Origin of the sequence: Bacillus sp. DC4300-2b2, from assembly GCF_049895685.1 — a bacterium.
Classification (GTDB): domain Bacteria; phylum Bacillota; class Bacilli; order Bacillales; family Bacillaceae; genus Bacillus; species Bacillus safensis.
This window is the reverse complement of the sequence record NZ_JAFCSW010000003.1, coordinates 114,627-132,875: the sequence shown is the minus strand read 5'-3', so window position 1 is coordinate 132,875 and position 18,249 is coordinate 114,627. Positions and strand designations below refer to the sequence as shown.

16 protein-coding genes are annotated in these 18,249 nt (G+C 41.5%); 11 read left to right on the top strand and 5 right to left on the bottom strand.

Annotated elements, in window-relative coordinates:
• Positions 1 to 52: 52 nt before the first annotated feature.
• The 4 genes from rarD to bshB2 all read left to right on the top strand — a co-directional run bounded on the left by rarD (position 53) and on the right by bshB2 (position 2,355).
• Positions 53 to 964 carry an EamA family transporter RarD gene (gene rarD, locus ACP69X_RS10460; protein ID WP_059375535.1) on the top strand — a complete coding sequence of 304 codons (912 nt, stop codon included), beginning with the start codon at positions 53 to 55 and terminating at the stop codon, positions 962 to 964.
• A 78-nt stretch (positions 965 to 1,042) separates the two neighbouring features.
• Positions 1,043 to 1,324, top strand: a complete 282-nt coding sequence (locus tag ACP69X_RS10455) for a hypothetical protein (RefSeq protein ID WP_041085720.1) — start codon at positions 1,043 to 1,045, stop codon at positions 1,322 to 1,324.
• Entirely contained in the window at positions 1,321 to 1,671 is a 351-nt protein-coding gene (locus ACP69X_RS10450) for a YojF family protein (RefSeq protein WP_008359999.1), read from the top strand. Before ACP69X_RS10455 ends, ACP69X_RS10450 begins: the two co-directional genes overlap by 4 nt.
• An 18-nt stretch (positions 1,672 to 1,689) precedes the next feature.
• Entirely contained in the window at positions 1,690 to 2,355 is a 666-nt protein-coding gene (bshB2, locus tag ACP69X_RS10445) for a bacillithiol biosynthesis deacetylase BshB2 (protein WP_338527499.1), read from the top strand.
• A 43-nt stretch (positions 2,356 to 2,398) separates the two neighbouring features.
• Here the strand turns inward: bshB2 and ACP69X_RS10440 are convergent, their stop codons facing one another.
• Together ACP69X_RS10440 and ACP69X_RS10435 are read right to left on the bottom strand one after the other, a co-directional pair.
• Positions 2,399 to 3,760, bottom strand: coding sequence for an MATE family efflux transporter (locus ACP69X_RS10440; RefSeq protein ID WP_041085716.1), 1,362 nt, complete (start codon positions 3,758 to 3,760; stop codon positions 2,399 to 2,401).
• A gap of 59 nt (positions 3,761 to 3,819) precedes the next feature.
• Positions 3,820 to 3,945, bottom strand: coding sequence for a hypothetical protein (locus tag ACP69X_RS10435; RefSeq protein WP_008359993.1), 126 nt, complete (start codon positions 3,943 to 3,945; stop codon positions 3,820 to 3,822).
• 82 nt (positions 3,946 to 4,027) lie between these two features.
• On the opposite strand from ACP69X_RS10435, the gene cdaS reads away from it, so the two are divergent.
• The 7 genes from cdaS (at position 4,028) to odhB (ending at position 14,263) form a co-directional block, all read left to right on the top strand.
• Positions 4,028 to 4,654: a sporulation-specific diadenylate cyclase CdaS gene (gene cdaS, locus ACP69X_RS10430; protein ID WP_041085714.1), complete on the top strand. Its 627-nt coding sequence runs from the start codon at positions 4,028 to 4,030 to the stop codon at positions 4,652 to 4,654.
• Between the two features lie 404 nt (positions 4,655 to 5,058).
• Positions 5,059 to 6,381 carry a LysM peptidoglycan-binding domain-containing protein gene (locus ACP69X_RS10425; protein ID WP_426052670.1) on the top strand — a complete coding sequence of 441 codons (1,323 nt, stop codon included), beginning with the start codon at positions 5,059 to 5,061 and terminating at the stop codon, positions 6,379 to 6,381.
• A 77-nt stretch (positions 6,382 to 6,458) separates the two neighbouring features.
• The gene (locus ACP69X_RS10420) at positions 6,459 to 7,037 is read left to right on the top strand and encodes a superoxide dismutase family protein (protein ID WP_426052669.1); all 579 of its coding nucleotides are present in this window, start codon (positions 6,459 to 6,461) and stop codon (positions 7,035 to 7,037) included.
• Positions 7,038 to 7,126: 89 nt separating this feature from the next.
• Positions 7,127 to 8,005 (top strand): ATP-binding protein, encoded by an 879-nt coding sequence (locus tag ACP69X_RS10415; RefSeq protein WP_024428332.1) that lies wholly within the window; start codon positions 7,127 to 7,129, stop codon positions 8,003 to 8,005.
• A gap of 11 nt (positions 8,006 to 8,016) precedes the next feature.
• On the top strand, positions 8,017 to 9,933 hold the full coding sequence (locus ACP69X_RS10410) for a vWA domain-containing protein (RefSeq protein WP_269103391.1): 1,917 nt from the start codon (positions 8,017 to 8,019) through the stop codon (positions 9,931 to 9,933).
• A 224-nt stretch (positions 9,934 to 10,157) separates the two neighbouring features.
• Positions 10,158 to 12,992, top strand: coding sequence for a 2-oxoglutarate dehydrogenase E1 component (gene sucA / locus ACP69X_RS10405; RefSeq protein ID WP_041085704.1), 2,835 nt, complete (start codon positions 10,158 to 10,160; stop codon positions 12,990 to 12,992).
• Positions 12,993 to 13,006: 14 nt separating this feature from the next.
• Positions 13,007 to 14,263 (top strand): 2-oxoglutarate dehydrogenase complex dihydrolipoyllysine-residue succinyltransferase, encoded by a 1,257-nt coding sequence (gene odhB, locus ACP69X_RS10400; protein ID WP_039179294.1) that lies wholly within the window; start codon positions 13,007 to 13,009, stop codon positions 14,261 to 14,263.
• Positions 14,264 to 14,298: 35 nt separating this feature from the next.
• Here the strand turns inward: odhB and ACP69X_RS10395 are convergent, their stop codons facing one another.
• The 3 genes from ACP69X_RS10395 to ACP69X_RS10385 all read right to left on the bottom strand — a co-directional run bounded on the left by ACP69X_RS10395 (position 14,299) and on the right by ACP69X_RS10385 (position 18,088).
• Positions 14,299 to 15,249, bottom strand: a complete 951-nt coding sequence (locus ACP69X_RS10395) for a bile acid:sodium symporter family protein (RefSeq protein WP_041085702.1) — start codon at positions 15,247 to 15,249, stop codon at positions 14,299 to 14,301.
• A 150-nt stretch (positions 15,250 to 15,399) separates the two neighbouring features.
• Entirely contained in the window at positions 15,400 to 16,221 is an 822-nt protein-coding gene (locus tag ACP69X_RS10390; protein ID WP_041085700.1) for a superoxide dismutase, read from the bottom strand.
• Entirely contained in the window at positions 16,214 to 18,088 is a 1,875-nt protein-coding gene (locus ACP69X_RS10385) for a terpene cyclase/mutase family protein (protein WP_269103394.1), read from the bottom strand. The genes ACP69X_RS10390 and ACP69X_RS10385 overlap by 8 nt, the downstream gene beginning before the upstream one ends.
• Positions 18,089 to 18,249: the final 161 nt, after the last annotated feature.

Here is an 18,249-nt window from a genome sequence, read left to right as displayed (position 1 = left end):
TATGCCCATTCGCCAGCGTGCGTGCTATAATATACGTTAGATTTAGAAAGGGATGGTTACATTGAACGAACAGCATTCAAAAGGTGTTCTCTACACGGCAGCATCTTTTACACTCTGGGGTTTATTCCCGTTATATTGGAAGCTGATGGAGCATATTTCGTCAGGCGAAATTTTAGCGCACAGAATTGTATGGTCATTTGTGTTTATGTGCGGTATTCTTTTGTATTTAAAACAAGTCCGCCCAGCGATGCAGACAGTAAAAGGTCTCATACTAGATGGTAAAGCATTTTTTTCATTACTTTTATCTGCTATTTTAATTTCGGTCAACTGGTATGTATATATTTGGGCAGTCAATCATGGTCTTATGCTAGAAGCAAGTTTAGGGTACTATATTAATCCGCTTGTATCCGTTCTATTAGGGATTATTTTCTTAAAAGAACGACTAAATAAATGGCAAACCATTGCCATCCTTATTGCCGCATTTGGGGTGATCCTTTCAACAGTTCAATACGGGTCATTTCCTGTCGTTGCTTTCTTATTAGCCTTTAGCTTCGGTTTTTATGGTCTGATTAAAAAAAGGATGAGCTTCACGAGCGCGATTGGTTTGACAATTGAAACGCTGCTTCTCGCACCGGCTGCACTCGTGTACTTATTATTTTTCTTAAAAGAACCTGTTGTGACTATGAATCCTAACAGCTTCGGGTCGCTCGGTCTCTTATTTTTTGCAGGGGTATTTACAGCCGTGCCGCTTCTTTTATTCTCAGAAGGCGCAAAAAGAATTCCTCTTTATCAAGTGGGCATTTTGCAATACATTGCACCGACAATCACGCTGTTTTTAGGGCTGTTTGTTTATCACGAACACTTATCTGCAGCTAAAATTGTGACGTTTCTTTGTATTTGGGTGGCGATTTTACTGTTTACCACCTCTCAATTACGCATGAAAAAAACAGCGAATTCTCATTAAGCCAAACGAGCAGTTTGCTTTTTTTTGCAGGCGGATCATGTCATAATAAGTTGTTACCAAAACTGTAGAGGTGATCATATGTCGTCAGCTCATGAGCTTGCAGCCGCCTATCAATCTTTATGGAAAAATCGTCAGCTTGATGTTGATGATATGCCTTCTTTACACGAGTCCATATGTGATGATTTACTTGATGCACGAACTCATCCGCGGGCGAGGAAATCATTACATCAAAAGTATGTGCTTGCTGTGGAGAGAATTTTAGAAAGTGAGCTTAAGCATGATCATCAGCTACAACTGATCAGCTTACATACAAAAAAGCTGCGAGAATTAATTCAAAATGAAGGAAGGAACCACTCATGAAACCAATTCAAACGGAAGATGTCACAGCACATCTTGAATCGTTTTTAAATCGTCCAGTCTTCGTTCATCTTGAAACGACAACTGGTTCTTATTCAGCTCATGTAAACGAACAAAATATGACGGTTGTGGCGTATATCCGCAACGCGAAAGTCGTCTATTCACAGGCGAAAATAAAAGGACAAGGTCCATACCGTGTTGGAATGAAAACAGAAGATGGCTGGATTTACGCAGAAGGATTAACCGATTATGTGTTTGATGACCAAGGCCGCCTGCTTTTAGCTGGGCACTTGCCAGACGGGAAACTAGCGATCTCATTACAAATTAGTGAAACACCATTTCAGGTGTAGAAGAAAGGGTGACGAGTCATGAACGAACATGTACTAGTGATGCTGCCTCACCCCGATGATGAATCCTTTGGGGTTGCAGGTCTCATTGCACACAGCAGAAAACGCGGAATTCCCGTCACGTATGCATGCGGGACACTTGGAGAAATGGGCAGAAATATGGGCAGCCCAACATATGCTAACCGTGAAACTCTTCCTGAATTAAGAAAACAGGAATTAATCAATGCCTGCAAAGAAATGGATATCACAGACTTACGTATGCTTGGCTTGCGTGATAAAACATTGGAATTTGAAGACGACGAGTATTTGGCAGATGTGATGGAATCCATCATTGATGAAGTCAAACCGACGCTCATTGTGACGTTTTATCCAGGACACGGTGTGCACCCTGATCATGATGCGACAGGCGAAGCTGTGATTCGTGCTCTATACCGCAAGAAAAAAGAAGACCGCCCTGTCACATACTGCATGGCCATTACCAAAAATAGAGAAGAAGTGCTTGGAAATGCGGATATTGTGATTGATATTACAGATGTTGCAGATATCAAATTAAATGCACTGAGAGCGCATAGAACGCAAACAGAAGGCATGCTGAGAGAACTTGAACAAAAACTAAAAAATAAAGAACCAGTCGTCCAAAAATGGTTTGATGAAGAAATTTTCTGGACGTACCAATGGAATGATTAAACACAAAAGCAGCTGACATAAATCAGCTGCTTTTGTGTTGTATTTAGTGGTTCGATACATATCGAAGTTGACGTTTTTGAATCAATCTAAGACGGATAAAGAGGACGATGGCACCTGCGGCAAGCCCGGCAATCAGCCCAATCCAATAACCAAACGCACCAAAGGAGGTATATGTGCCAATGAGGTAACCGGCAGGAAGACCGATGACCCAGTAAGAGACAAAAGCAGCAATCAGCGTATAATTCACGTCTTTATAGCCGCGCAGAGCCCCTTGAATGGGTGCAGCAATCGCATCTGACAGCTGGAAGAAGATCGCGTAAATCAAAAAGTGCTGTGTCATTTGTAAAACAGCTGATTCAGCTGTATATAAACCAGCGATCTCTGGTCTGAATAACAAAATAAGTGCGGCCGTACATAATGAGAATAATACCGCCGTACCAATGCCGATATAGCTGTAGCTTTGCGCGTCTTTATATCTCTTAGCCCCCGCTTCAAACCCAACAACGATCGTTAAAGCCATAGAGATACTAAGCGGTAAAATATAAAGAATAGAAGCAAAGTTCATCGCTGCTTGGTGACTGGCGATTGTAATGGTATCAAAGTGACCCATTAAAAGCGTCACTGCTGCAAAGATACTCGTTTCAAAAAAGATCGCAAACCCGATAGGAAGGCCAATTTTCAGTATTTGCCCTATACGGGAAATATTCATTCGAGGCAGTTTTTGAAACAAACGAAAAGAGGCAAATGGTTCTGCTTTAATGACGATACAAATACTCATGATGAAAATCGCCCAATACGTCATTGCAGATGCAAGACCGGCACCCGCACCGCCAAGCTTTGGAAAGCCAAAATTCCCAAAAATAAATACGTAATTTAAAACAAAGTTAATAGGAAGTGCTGTAAGCGTGATGAACATCGTCACACGTGTTTTTCCTAGCGCATCAATAAATGACCTTAGCACCGAATAACCAAACAGCGGGATGATGCCAAACGCAAGAAAGCTGAGAAAATGCCGGGCAATATCCTCTACAGATTGCTCGAGTCCAAGTCCTCCGAGTATATAAGGAACGCTGATCGTACCAATGACAATCACAGCGATACTTAAAAGAAAGGACAAATAGATCGCCTGAAAGACAGCCCGGGGAACATCTTCTTTATGCCCAGCGCCCATCAGCTGAGCCACAATTGGTGTAACGGCCATCAAAATACCGGCAAGTCCTGTATAAACAGGTGTCCAAATACTAGAACCGATCGCAACACCCGCAAGGTCTTCTGCACTCACTTTTCCAGACATCACCGTATCTAAAAAGGTAATAAGTGAAAGACCTGCTTGGGTGATTAAAATCGGGATCAAAATGGTTAAAAATAGTGTCAGCTTTGCTCGAATGCTATTCGTTTCTCTCATTATAAGTTCCTCTCTGAACAGAAATAACGAGAGGAATTATATCATGCTATGTAAAAAAATCAATTCTCCGTCGGATTATTTTTCTTAGATGGCTTCGTTTTTTTAAACATTTGGGCATAAATAAATGAAAGACTGACAACACCTAAAATGCTGCAAGCATATTGGATGATTTTCTGAATGGTCATATTAAGCTCACCTCCATACAAATAGAATGTGCACAATTTGCTATTTTATAACAACAAGCGAAAGAAGGAGGGAAAAGGTCAGATGATCCATCGGACGAACGAAGAAGTCATATTTAAAGCCGGAATGAGAACACATTTGATGAACATTATGAAGGATGCAAGTGACATCATTGATTCTCTTGATGAAACAGAGCAGTGCTTACTTTGTGATCTCGAATCATTGCATGAGCAGTTTAATGAAATGCATGCAGAGGCTTCGTCGTTTTATTTACAAGCGTATATGGAAGAATTCACACCAGGATTTGCTCAATTTTCTTTAGCCATTGAGCATTTATCAAAACAAAAGCATGGCGCACTCATTGTGATCCAAAGAAGGGATGAGGTTGAAGATTTTATTCAAAAAGGGACAAACCTTCATGCGAAAATTAGTGCTTCCTTAATAGAAAGCATTTTTTACCCGGGAAATCCACTTCATGATGGTGCTCTTTTAGTCAAAGAAAATACACTTGTTTCTGCTGCAAATGTGCTGCCGCTTACATCAAAAAAAGTGAGTCCTTCGCTTGGCACAAGGCACAGGGCAGCGATCGGACTATCTGGTATGACAGATGCACTTGTTCTTGTCGTATCAGAAGAAACGGGAAAAATGTCGTTTGCGAAAGAAGGCGTGCTTTATCCGCTTACCGTAAAAGATCCGGAAATAAGAAAATAAAAACGAACACTGCATTCTTCATTTGGAAGGATGCTTTTTTATTTGCGGAGAAAAAACAGCCAATTAAGTAAAAAGTCATTTGATACAGAAAAATTTGTCATGTAGAATAGAACTATGAAACTAGCAGCGTGCTTGTTTTGACAAATTTCTAAACGTCAACTTAAAAATTCCTTAAAAAATGTTTATAAATACAACAAACAGCCGATAGAAACGATATGGCTTTGTTTTTTAGCATTTTGAGTTGGCTGCTTTAGCCTATTTGTTATTGCCCAACGTCTTCATGTCGAGTAATATAATAGAAATAAAGATAAAATAGTGCAAGAGAAGCAGAACCATTAAATGCTAAACTCGAAACTAGTACATAAGTCTTAATGAACAAAAATACGAAAGGCGGAGATTCCTCTATGAAGAAAAAAGTAGTAACCGGCCTCACAGTTTCAGCGATCGCTGGCTCAGCTGTGTTTGCTGCACCGGCAGAAGCACAGACGATCAAGGTGAAAAGCGGTGACTCACTTTGGAAGATTGCCGAACAGTACAATACAAGTATTTCGGAGCTTCAATCTCTTAATCAATTAAAAACGACAATGATTTTTGCAGGACAAAGCTTGGAAATTCCTGGCGAAAAAAGCAAGAAATCCAGTTCATCAACAGGGTCAAAAGCAAAGAAATCAAGTGCTTCAACGACTTCCAGCTACACTGTAAAGCTTGGAGATTCTTTATGGCTCATTGCAAAAAATCATAAAATGTCAGTTGCGAGCTTAAAAAGCCTAAACAGCTTAAACAGTGACTTGATTCGTCCTGGTCAAAAGCTAAAGGTATCTGGCAGTACGAAGACGAGCGGAAGCCAGTCTTCAAATTCAAACTCATCTTCAAATTCCAGCTCAAGCAATAAGACTACGAACTCAAATAGTTCATCGTCTTCAAGTACATACAAGGTCAAATTAGGGGATTCACTTTGGAAAATTGCGAATTCGCTAAATATGTCGATTGGTGAAATCAAAACATTGAACGGATTAAAATCTGATATGATTTATCCGAATCAAGTATTGAAAGTAAAAGGGAAGGCTGCATCAAAACCAAGTCAGTCAAAACCTACTAAACCAAGCAATTCAAACAGTAACCAGTCTTCTAGCGGGAAAACAACATCTTATACTGTAAAATCAGGCGATTCGTTATGGAAAATTGCGAATCAGTTCAAAGTACAGGTTCAATCCATCCGTACAGCCAACAGCTTGAAAAGCGATGTGCTTAGAATTGGACAAGTATTAAAAATTAATGGTGCAGCTTCCGGCTCAACTGGATCGAACGGATCTACGTCTAACGGTTCAACAACTCCGGTCAACAATAACAAAAACGATGTACCAATGAACGCAAAGATCACGACAATGATCCAAGAAGGGAAAAAGCTGACAGGCGTTCCTTACAGATGGGGCGGTAATACTCCAGCAGGATTTGACTGCAGCGGCTTTGTTTACTATCTCATTAACAAAGTTTCATCTGTATCTAGACTAAGCACAGCAGGCTACTGGAATATGATGACTTCTGTTAGCACACCACAAGTTGGAGATTTTGTTTATTTTACAACGTATAAAGCGGGCCCTTCTCATATGGGACTATACCTTGGCGGGGGAGATTTCCTTCATGCAAGTGACAATGGAGTAGGGATCTCGAACTTAAGCAACCCATATTGGAAAAAAGCCTACTTAGGTGCAAAACGTTTCTTCTAAAAAAGCCGATTTTCGGCTTTTTTTGTTTGCCCGCTGCTGTGATTGTCCATACTGATAACAAAAGGGGGCAGTCATAATTGAAAAAGTCAGTGTGGATGATCATGATATGTTTGGTCTTTGCTGCGTCAGCATGTCATGCACCTCCGAAAAAAGAAATGACAGAAGAAACAAGCGAAGTTGCCGCACCTAAACAATCACCAGTCACGACGTCACTCATAAACGAAAGCGGGCAAAAAATAGGAAGTATTGAAATCAGAGAATCCTCAGAAAATGGGCTGGATCTGCATGTAAAAGCGAAAGGGCTGCCGCCAGGTCCTCACGGTTTTCACATTCATGAAACAGGAATATGTGAAACGCCAGATTTTGAAACGGCAGGAGCTCACTTTAATCCAACCCATAGAGAGCATGGTTTTGACAATCCAAAAGGGCATCATGCTGGAGATATGCCTAATTTAGAGGTAGGGGCAGATGGACAAATTGATGTTGTCGTGAACGTACCAGATGTGACATTAAAGGGAGGCCCAAATCAATTAATCGATCAAAATGGGCGAAGCTTTATCATTCATGCAGAAGCAGATGATTATTTAAGTAACCCTTCTGGAAACTCAGGGAAACGCATCGCTTGCGGAGCGATCACAAAAGAAATGGTGAAATAACAGAAGTCTAACCTTTATGTATTGAGTGCATAAAGGTTTTTTTAGTATACTTGGTGAGGAAAATGATCGAAGAGAGGAATTAATCATACATGTTTAACGAACAATCACTCCCAGAAGAAATTCAAGCAATGATTGAAGCAAAAGCAAAAGTGCTGGAAGAAGAATTTCGTCCACTTATTGGAACAGGCGGCTATGAATCACAGGATACTTCTATCATTCAAGATGCCATGATTGCATTAGCACTAGGAAAAAACGTTCTTTTAAAGGGGCCGACCGGCTCAGGTAAAACAAAACTAGCAGAAACATTATCCGCTTTCTTTCAGCAGCCGATGCACAGTGTGAACTGCTCGGTTGATCTTGATGCTGAAAGCTTGATTGGCTATAAAACCATTCACAATGATGGTCAGGTGGCTTCGATTGAATTCATTGAAGGACCTGTGACAAAAGCAATGAAAAAAGGCCATCTTTTATATATTGATGAAATCAACATGGCAAAGCCAGAAACACTGCCTATTTTAAATGGTGTACTCGACTACAGAAAAATGATGACAAACCCATTTACAGGTGAGGTTGTTCGAGCAGAAGAAGGCTTTGGCGTCATTGCGGCAATCAATGAAGGGTATGTAGGTACAGTGCCTCTAAATGAAGCGTTAAAAAACCGCTTTGTTGTCATTGACGTTCCATATATCGGCGGCGGTATCCTGAAAGATGTGCTGCAATCTCAATCTGTTTTAAAGGATGAGCGGTTAATTGATCAATTCGTTCAGCTCTCATCAGACCTCATTACACAAGCTCATAACGGTCAGGTGAGTGAAGAAGCAGCATCCATCCGCGCGCTCCTAGATACTTGTGATCTTGCGCAATACATCCCGCCGCTTCGTGCCGTTGAACGAGGGATTGTTGAAAAGCTGGAAGATGACCGGGAAAAAGCAGCGGTAAGAAATATCGCCCAAACATTATTCGAGTGAGGTTCTGACTTTTGAAATTCATCAAATTTAATGACAGCAGAATCGATTCATTTCTATTTATGGAATTAACGGATTTAGCCAAAACGTTAGCAAAAAGTGATGATGTCGAGCTTGAATACGGTGTGCAGTCCTACTATGAACCGTTTGAAAAGAAAATTTTCATCAGTCATTTTTGGGATGATCGTAAACAAGAAGATATGCTAGCAGGGCTGAAAAGTGATGTGTTCCTTCGTGCAGTAGGGACCGTTTATAGTGATCTTACTGTATTTCAGGAGATCATTCACTATGCCCATACATTATCCATTCCTGATATATGTAAACAATTGTTTATGCTGTTTGAAGATATCCGGATTGAAGAGCGGATTAAATATGGCCGCCCAGGAACAAAAAAGGTATTTAAACGAAGAAGAGAACTGTACAGGCGTCACTTTAAGACACAATTAACAATTAACCAAGAACGAAGCATTTTAACAGATGCACTCTTTTGTGCGATTTATGTGAAACTGACAGCTGATTCCCCGCTCGAAGAGATTCCGCCTCTTCATGAGCAGATCAACCCGATGATTCCGTTTATTGAGTCAAGTCTTGAACGTGTGTATGATGCGGGTTCAACAGCAGACATCGCAGCTATTGTCAAACAATTGATGGAAGGCTTCGATGAACTGCTTGAAAAGGACATGCTGAATACGTACTTTTTCTTCCCTGAATTGGACTATGAACAAGCGGCAAAAGAACCACTGTTCCATGACTTAAAAAGAAAACCTAAATTAAGTGAGGACATTAAAGTCGACCGGGAAAAAGAAGGCGATGAAGACATTCACCAAGAGTACATGGAAGTGTGGCATCGAGAAACCGAAGCGCCATCAAAAAGCTTCCTTCAATTTGATTTAGAGCACGGCGGTAAAAGTGATCTTGGTAAGGATGCAGCAAGAGAAGGCGATGACGGAGATCAGGCACTCGGAACTGTCCAAGGCTCTGCAAAGCAAACTCACCGAAAAGATTATTCAAAGCTTGAGGCGCTGGAAGAGGCTGAAGGTGAAGAAAGCGGAGCAGATGGTCATGAGAATGGAAAAGAGAACAAATATGCGTTTCCAGTCATGATTTCACCAGATCCGCCTATGCCAGAACAAATCGATGTATACAAGCAGCATGCGAAGGAAATTGAACCTTACCAAAAACGCTTAAAACAAATGATCCAAAAAACTCTTGAACATAAAAAATCATGGCCTAAAACGGACCTTCATGCAGGTCGTCTCAGCAAAAAGCTGATTCGCTACTTTACAGAGTCTAATCCGCGTCTTTTCTATAAAAAACAAGCACCGTCTTCTCAGATTGATGCTGTTTTCACCTTATTAGTAGACTGTTCAGCGAGCATGTTTGACAAGATGGACGAGACGAAAAAAGGCATTGTTCTATTTCATGAAGCGTTAAAATCCGTACAAGTCCCACATCAAATTGTTGGGTTTTGGGAAGATACAAACGACGCAACAGAAACAAGTCAGCCAAACTACTTCAACACAGTCGTGTCGTTCAAAGATTCTTTATTTGATGCAGGACCTTCTATTATGTCTCTTGAGCCAGAAGAGGATAACCGGGATGGTTATGCAATCCGTCAAATGACAAAGATGATTTTAAAGCGAAGAGAAGAGCAAAAGTTTCTGATTGTCTTTTCAGACGGAGAGCCAGCTGCGTTCAGCTACGAACAAAATGGGATTGTCGACACGCATGAAGCAGTTCTTGAAGCGAGGAAAAAGGGCATTGAGGTGATCAATGTGTTTTTATCCAATTCGCCGATAGAGGAAGCACAGATAAAAACCATTCAAGATATGTATGGCAAGTTCAGCATTTTTGTACCAGATGTCGATACATTGCCAGATGTTTTATATCCATTACTGAAGAAACTGCTGCATAAAAGCATTGGGGCATAAGGTTTTGCCCCTTTCTTCAAATTATTTTTCGGAATGATTTAAATTTTTTGTTTTTCTGTGAATTTTTTATCTTTAATTGAACAAAGAATGTAGAAAGTAATCCAAAACAGTGGTAGAATATTATTGGAAGCGTTTTATTACATAAATTTGGTCATTGTGTTCTGGAAGTTATATCGAGATAGTGTTCAATCACTTGATGATCAAAGTTGGGGGTAGTGTTCAAAATGTTTCAAAATGATGTGAAACAACCGTTGAGTTGGGAAGAATTTCATGGTCCGAACCTCGGCTATGTGCTCGAGCTCTACGATCAGTATGTCCAGGATCCTACTAGTGTTGATGAAGATCTAAGAGGCATATTTGATGAACTTGGTGCACCACCGAGTGAAATGAAGGAGGAAATTGGGAAAAAAGAAAATAGCGTAGTTACTTCTGAACAAATCCAAAAGATAGCATCAGTCGTTAAACTGGCAGAAGACATCAGAACGTATGGCCATTTAAATGCTTCCGTCAATCCTCTTCGTAAAGAAAAGGAATTACAAGAACTGTTTCCTTTAAAGGAGTACGGTTTAAAAGAAGAAGATGTCAAGAATATTCCGATATCTATTATTAGTCCGGATGCACCAAAACACATTTCAAACGGCATAGAAGCCATTAACCATTTGAGAAATACGTATAAGCGTACTATTTCATTTGAGTTTGATCACGTGCATGACTTTGAAGAGCGAAACTGGCTCTCAAAATCAATCGAGTCTGGTGAATTATTTAAGAAAAAACCAGCTGATAAACTAGTTTCTGTATTCAAGAGATTAACAGAAGTTGAGCAGTTCGAGCAGTTTCTTCATAAAACATTTGTTGGGCAAAAGCGCTTTTCTATAGAAGGTTTAGACGCACTTGTCCCAGTACTTGATGAAATTATTTCAGAGTCCGTTACACAAGGGACTTCAAATATTAACATTGGAATGGCACACAGAGGCCGTTTAAATGTATTAGCACATGTGTTAGGGAAGCCATATGAGATTATTTTCTCAGAATTCCAGCATGCGCCAAATAAAGAGCTTGTTCCATCAGAAGGCTCTATCGGCATCAGCTATGGATGGACGGGGGATGTTAAGTACCATCTTGGAGCTGACCGTCAAATTAAAGACGAAGATACAAAGAGTGCGAGAGTCACGCTTGCTAATAACCCAAGTCACTTGGAGTTCATTGATCCAATCATTGAAGGAAGCACGCGTGCCGCTCAGGAATCACGTACTCAAAAAGGCTATCCAGTTCAAGACGTTGAAAAAGCGTTAGCCATCTTAATTCATGGGGATGCAGCATTCCCTGGAGAAGGAATTGTGGCAGAAACATTAAATTTAAGTCAACTTGTAGGCTATCAAGTGGGCGGAACCATCCATATTATTGCCAACAATATGATCGGGTTTACAACGGAAAGCAATGAATCTCGCTCGACGAAATATGCGAGTGACCTTGCAAAAGGATTTGAGATTCCTATTGTTCACGTCAATGCAGATGATCCAGAAGCGTGTTTAGCGGCTGTTCAGCTAGCTGTAGAATACCGCAAACGTTTCAAGAAGGATTTCCTTATTGACTTGATTGGCTACCGCAGATATGGTCATAACGAAATGGATGAGCCTTCTACAACTCAGCCAATGCTGTACGATGCGGTCAGAAAGCACAAAACGGTCAAGAATATCTTTGCAGATAAACTTGTCTCAGAAGGTCTTTTGACAAAAGAGCAGCGTGAAGAAATCGAGCAGGCTGTGACGGCAAAAATAGAAGAAGCTTATAAAAAGGTGCCTTCAAAGAAAGAGCACACGATTCAAGAAATCGAACTGCCAGAGCCTGTATCAAACGGCTTCCCAGCAGTGGATACATCAGTAGAATTTGATGTATTGCGAAAGCTGAATGAAGAATTGATCAGCTGGCCGAATGATTTCCAAGTATTTGGTAAGCTGAAACGGATCCTTGAAAAACGTGCAAAAGTGTTTACAGATGACCGTAAAGTAGAATGGTCACTTGGTGAAGCACTCGCATTTGCATCTATACTAAAAGACGGTACGCCAATTCGAATGACCGGACAGGATTCAGAGCGTGGTACTTTCGCTCAAAGAAACCTTGTTCTTCACGACAGTCAAACGGGAGATGAATTTATTGCTCTTCATGAACTGAGTGATGCAAATGCATCGTTTACTGTTCATAACAGTCCACTGTCAGAAGGCTCAGTCATCGGATTTGAATATGGTTATAATGTCTATTCTCCTGAAACGTTAGTGATTTGGGAAGCTCAATTCGGAGACTTCGCAAATGCGGCTCAAGTGTATTTCGATCAATTTATCTCAGCTGGCCGTGCAAAATGGGGACAAAAATCAGGTTTAGTGATGCTGCTGCCTCATGGATATGAAGGACAAGGTCCTGAGCATTCAAGTGGAAGAACAGAGCGCTTCCTGCAATCAGCTGCTGAGAATAACTGGACAGTTGCGAATCTGACAAGTGCAGCGCAATATTTCCATATTCTTAGAAGACAGGCGAAAATGCTGCTTCGTGAAGAGATTCGTCCGCTTGTCATTATGACACCGAAGAGTCTGCTTCGTAACCCGAACACATTGTCTGAAGTCCAAGAATTAACGGATGGACAGTTCCGTCCAGTTCTTGAACAGCCAGGTCTTGTACATGATCACGAAAAAGTATCACGTCTCGTGCTTTCTAGCGGGAAGGTATCCATTGATATTAGTGATCGTTTTACTCAAATGGAAGAGCCGAAAGATTGGCTTCACGTTGCAAGAGTGGAACAGCTATATCCGTTCCCAGCCAAAGATATTAAAGGAATTTTAACAAAGCTGACAAACTTAGAAGAAATCGTATGGGTGCAAGAAGAACCGCAAAATATGGGAGCTTGGGGATACATTGAGCCATATTTACGTGAAATTGCTCCTGAAAAAGTAAAAGTACGTTACATCGGCCGAAGAAGACGCTCAAGTACGGCTGAGGGTGATCCAACTGTGCATAAAAAAGAACAAGAACGAATTGTATCTGATAGCTTGACTCGCAAAAACTAAGGGGGAAATGAAAAATGGCGGAAATTAAAGTACCTGAATTAGCGGAATCAATCTCGGAAGGAACGATTGCTCAATGGCTAAAGCAGCCGGGCGATTATGTGGAGCAGGGGGAGTACCTGCTGGAACTCGAAACAGATAAAGTCAATGTCGAACTGACTGCTGAAGAATCTGGTGTATTAAAAGAAGTGCTCAAAGATTCTGGTGACACTGTACAAGTTGGAGAGGTCATCGGAACGATTGCAGCAGGTGAAGCTGGCGGAAGCGAGTCCGCAGCTCCAGCACCTGAGCAAGCTTCTGCACCAGCTTCGAAAGAAGAACCGGCAGCTGCTCAAAAAGAAGAAGCAGTGAAAGAAGAGCCGAAAGCTGGTAATGGCAGAACCATCGCTTCTCCTGCAGCTAGAAAACTAGCGAGAGAGAAGGGATTAGACTTATCTGAGATTCCAACCGTAGATCCGCTGGGCAGGGTACGAAAGCAGGATGTCGCTTCTTATCAAAAGAATGAAGCACCTGCAAGTGCACCGAAAGCCGCGCCAAAAGCAAATGCGGCGGTGCAAACTGAACAACCAGGAAAGCCAGTTGAACGTGAAAGAATGTCACGCCGCAGACAAACAATTGCAAAACGTTTAGTTGAAGTTCAACAAACGGCTGCGATGCTGACGACATTTAATGAAGTCGATATGACGGCTGTGATGGATTTAAGAAAGCGTCGTAAAGATGCCTTCCTAGAACAAAATGATGTCAAGCTTGGCTTCATGTCCTTCTTTACAAAAGCAGTTGTAGCAGCACTGAAGAAGTATCCGCTGCTTAATGCAGAAATTCAAGGTGATGAGCTTGTCTTGAAGAAATTCTATGACATCGGCATCGCTGTTGCTGCAAACGAAGGACTTGTCGTACCGGTTGTCCGTGATGCAGACAGATTGTCATTTGCGGGGATTGAAAAAGAAATTGGTCATCTTGCGAAAAAAGCAAGAGATAACAAATTGGCTCTTAGTGAGTTACAAGGTGGATCATTCACGATCACAAATGGCGGAACATTTGGTTCTCTGCTTTCAACACCGATTTTAAACAGCCCACAAGTTGGAATTTTAGGAATGCATAAAATTCAGCTTCGTCCGGTGGCGATTGATGAAGAACGTTTTGAGAACCGTCCGATGATGTATTTAGCTCTTTCTTACGACCACCGTATTGTCGATGGTAAAGAAGCAGTTGGATTCCTTGTTACGATTAAAAACCTGCTTGAAGATCCAGAGCAGCTATTGCTTGAAGGATAATTTTCCATTATAAAAAGCTAGCACCTTAACAGGTGCTAGCTTTTTTTCTCTTCACTGTCAGGTTGTCCTCGTTTTGACCAATACGTCGCAAGCCAGGAACCAGATAAGTTATGCCACACACTAAAAATCGCACTTGGTACGGCTGCGAGCGGCGAGAAATGTGCTGTTGCAAGGGCTGCACCAAGCCCGGAGTTTTGCATGCCTACTTCAATCGAAATCGCTCTTTGAGAAGGAATATCCATTTTGCACCATTTTGCGATCAGGTAACCAAATAAAAGACCGAGCCCATTATGTAAAATGACAACGGCTAATATCAGCAATCCAGATTGAAGAATCTGCTCTTTATTTGCACTGACAACCGCTGCAATGATCACCACAATTCCAGCAACAGATACAAGCGGCAATGCTTGAACCGCATAGTTTACTTGTTTTTTGAAAAACACCTTAACGATAACCCCTAAGATAATAGGAATTAGCACAACTTGGACAATCGACAAAAATAACGCCTCCGGTGATACAGGTAACCATGATCTTGCAAAAATATAGATAAAGAGAGGCGTTAAAAAGGGAGCAAGAAGGGTCGATATAGTTGTGACCGCTACCGATAATGCCATATTGCCTTTTGCCAAAAAGGTCATGACATTGGATGCTGTACCGCCCGGGCAGCAGCCCACAAGAATAACGCCTACTGCAATTTCAGATGGCAACCGTAATCCGTAAGCTAATAGAAAGGCGATCAGCGGCATGAGTGTGTACTGCACCAAAACCCCGATTAGCACATAAAGAGGTTTACGAAAAAGCTCCTTAAAATCTTCACCTGATAACGTAAGCCCCATCCCAAACATAATGATTCCTAGTAAAAAAGGGATATACGGTCCAATCTGAGAAAATACGTCAGGAAAAGCAAATCCAAGACATGCAAAGATAATGACCCAGATTGCAAAGGTTCTTCCTGCAAATTGACTAATGGTTAAAAGAATGTTCATTCATTGCTTCATCTCACTTTCCTCACATATCTTTTCTATTTTAAACAAATTTTCTGAAAAAACAACCTATTTTTTATAAAAGGTGTTAATAATAAAATTATGTAAACTGAAAACACCCCATATAAGCATTTGCCTATATGGAGCATCGTCTTAAAAAGGAGGCCATTTCACTTGCTGTGCTTGCTTAAGCCTTGCTTCTGGCTCACGCCAGTCAACTACACTCCACCAACGATCTACGTATTTCGGTTTTTCATTCAGATATTGAAGATAGTAGGCGTGCTCCCATACATCAAGGGCTAAAAGAGGGATTACGTCCCATTGTGACAAAAATTGATGGCGTTCAGCTTGTAAAATCTCTAATCGCTGGGATCTGGGCGCCCATACGAGAATGGCCCAGCCGACACCCTCTACTTGTTTGGCCGCTGCTGAAAATTGAGATTTAAATGCGTCATAACTGTCAAATGATTGTTCAATGAGACGAAGCATTTGTCCTGTGGGCTTTCGTTTTCCTGAAGGACTCATGGAAAACCAAAAAATACAATGTAAATAGTGCCCTGCACCATTGAAGGCAAGCTCTCTTTCCCAATGCTTGATCATTTTAAAATCATTGGTTCTTCTTGCATTTTTTAATGCAAGCTCAGCTTGGTTCAAACCATCAACATATGATTGATGATGCTTCTGGTGATGCAAATACATAATCTCTTTTGAAATAAACGGTTCTAGTGCATCATACCGGTAAGGGAGAGGAGGTAGCTTATGATTTCCCGCTGCTACCTCTCGCATGTCTTCTTGTGGTTTCATGTCCTCAGAAATACGTTCTGCCAGTTCGTACCACTCTTGTTCACTGGAATGTTCATCATCCATTGAGAACCATAAATGGTCTACTTTCTGACGGGTGTTGTCATCTTGAATCGCGGGTTGAATGGAGCTAAGCCACTCTTTGAGCTGCATTCGATACTCTTCCTTATTCATTCTTACGCCTCATTTCTTCTAAAAATGTGGAACAAGCCATCATGGGAAAGACAAATGGGTAGCTATGATAGGTGATGTAAAATTGCTTTGGCAGGCCAATGCCTACTGGATAGTGCAAGGCTTCACTCGTGTGCTGTTGATGGATCAAAAATGAGATGGCTTTTAAAATCGTTTTGTCATCTGGCTTTTCATATTGTAAAAGTGCCTCTGCTGCCCAAGCCGTCTGCACTACTGTGCCAAACGGGAGGGGGACATACGTTTTTTCCTCTGCACTTTTACACGATTCTCCGAAGCTGCCATCTTCTCGTTGAATCTGCTTTAAAAATCGGCACGCTTTTTGAACAGCAGGATGGGTAGAGGGGATGCCGGCCGCTTTTAGTCCTGTTAATGCTGCCCACGTTCCATAAATATAACAAACACCCCATCTGCCAAACCATGACCCATTTTTCTCTTGATGATTTAGGAGCCACTTGACACATTGATCTTTTTGCCTGTGAAGAGGTGGTGACATGTTTTTCTCTTCAAGACCAATGAGATGAAGCACGCGGCCTGTAATATCGGGAGTCGATGGATCAATCGCTGCATCCTCCGCAGATTCGAGCGGCAGATGTCGAAGCAGGAAGTGATCTTGATTTTTTTCAAAAGCAGAGAACCCGCCGTCACGGTTTTGCATGGAAAGAAGCCAATGAAATCCTCGTTTCCACTGAACTGGTGCGTATGTTCGCGGAATGGCTTTTAAGACAATTTGCGTATCATCACAATCAGGGTTATTTGTGTTGATATCTGAAAAACCAAAGCCTCCCGGAGCAGCATGCCGGTTATGAATCGCCCAATCTGCTTTTTTCATTTGCTGCCGGTTCAGCAAGTATGAGAAAGACTTAGTGATGACTGGGTCTTCTTGTTTTTTGCCAGCTTTTTGAGAAGCATAACTGACAAGCGCTGTATCCCAAACTGTGGATGTGGAATTTTCTGCATACATTCTGCCCTGACAAACAGTGACTAGCTTTTTCATGCCTTTGACTGCTTTTAAAATGAGATGATGCCCTGGGGAGTACCCAAGACTCATAAGTGCATAGACCATAAAAATACTGGCACTTAAATAGCTGTACAGTGTGCCATCTTTTTCAAGGCGATCAAACATATATCGCTTTGCTGCTTCATATCCGAAAAAGTCCAGCCGGCTGTCGAGTGCTGTATACGATCGCATGTAAGTCAGAAAGTGTTGAGCGGAACGTTCTTCTCTTGCCATAAACCAGTCAAATGGATTCTTAGACATGTTTGCATCAAGGTGTGCCAAGCTTGGAAATGTCTCATGAGAGGTATATCGTTTGTTGAGTGCAATCATCATTGGTACAAAATGAATTCTTGCATATGCACTAAGATGATAAAAGTGCAGCGGAAAGTATGTAGGGATGAGTAAAAAGGAAAGTGGTGCATAGAAATACGGCCAAGGGTGCATGCCGTTGACAGCGAGCATCCACTTTGTCATAAAGTGAACGTTCTTTAATCCGCCTTTTGAACGTATATATTGCGCTGCTTTTTCCATATGAGGCTCATCTTGTTGAAACCTGCCTGATACGAGCATTCCGCAATAGCCCTGCACAGTGGCAGTTACATGTCCCGTTTGATCATGATACAAAGAAAAAGACCCATCCTCATTTTGTTTTTCGCGTATCGCTTCTGCTAATTGATGAACCAACGCCTGATCTGAATCACCGACAGCCTTTAACAGCATAATCAAAAAAGCATTTGTCATCATAGGACCTTCAAAGCAGAAAACAAAGGCGCCATCTTCTCGTTGTCTTCGCTGCATTTGTATGTGCAATTCTTCGATAAATTCGTTTACTTTCAATTGAAAATCTTGCATATGCGGCCATGCTCCTTTCCTTTCATACTATATTCAGGAGCCGGCCTGTCACATGCAAACACAAAAAAAGCCGATGACAGGGTCTCCGGCTCAGCGTGTAGACAAACCCTCGCATTCGGTGTCAGGTCTGCGCGCTGGTGCTCACGAATGTCAATTCGCTC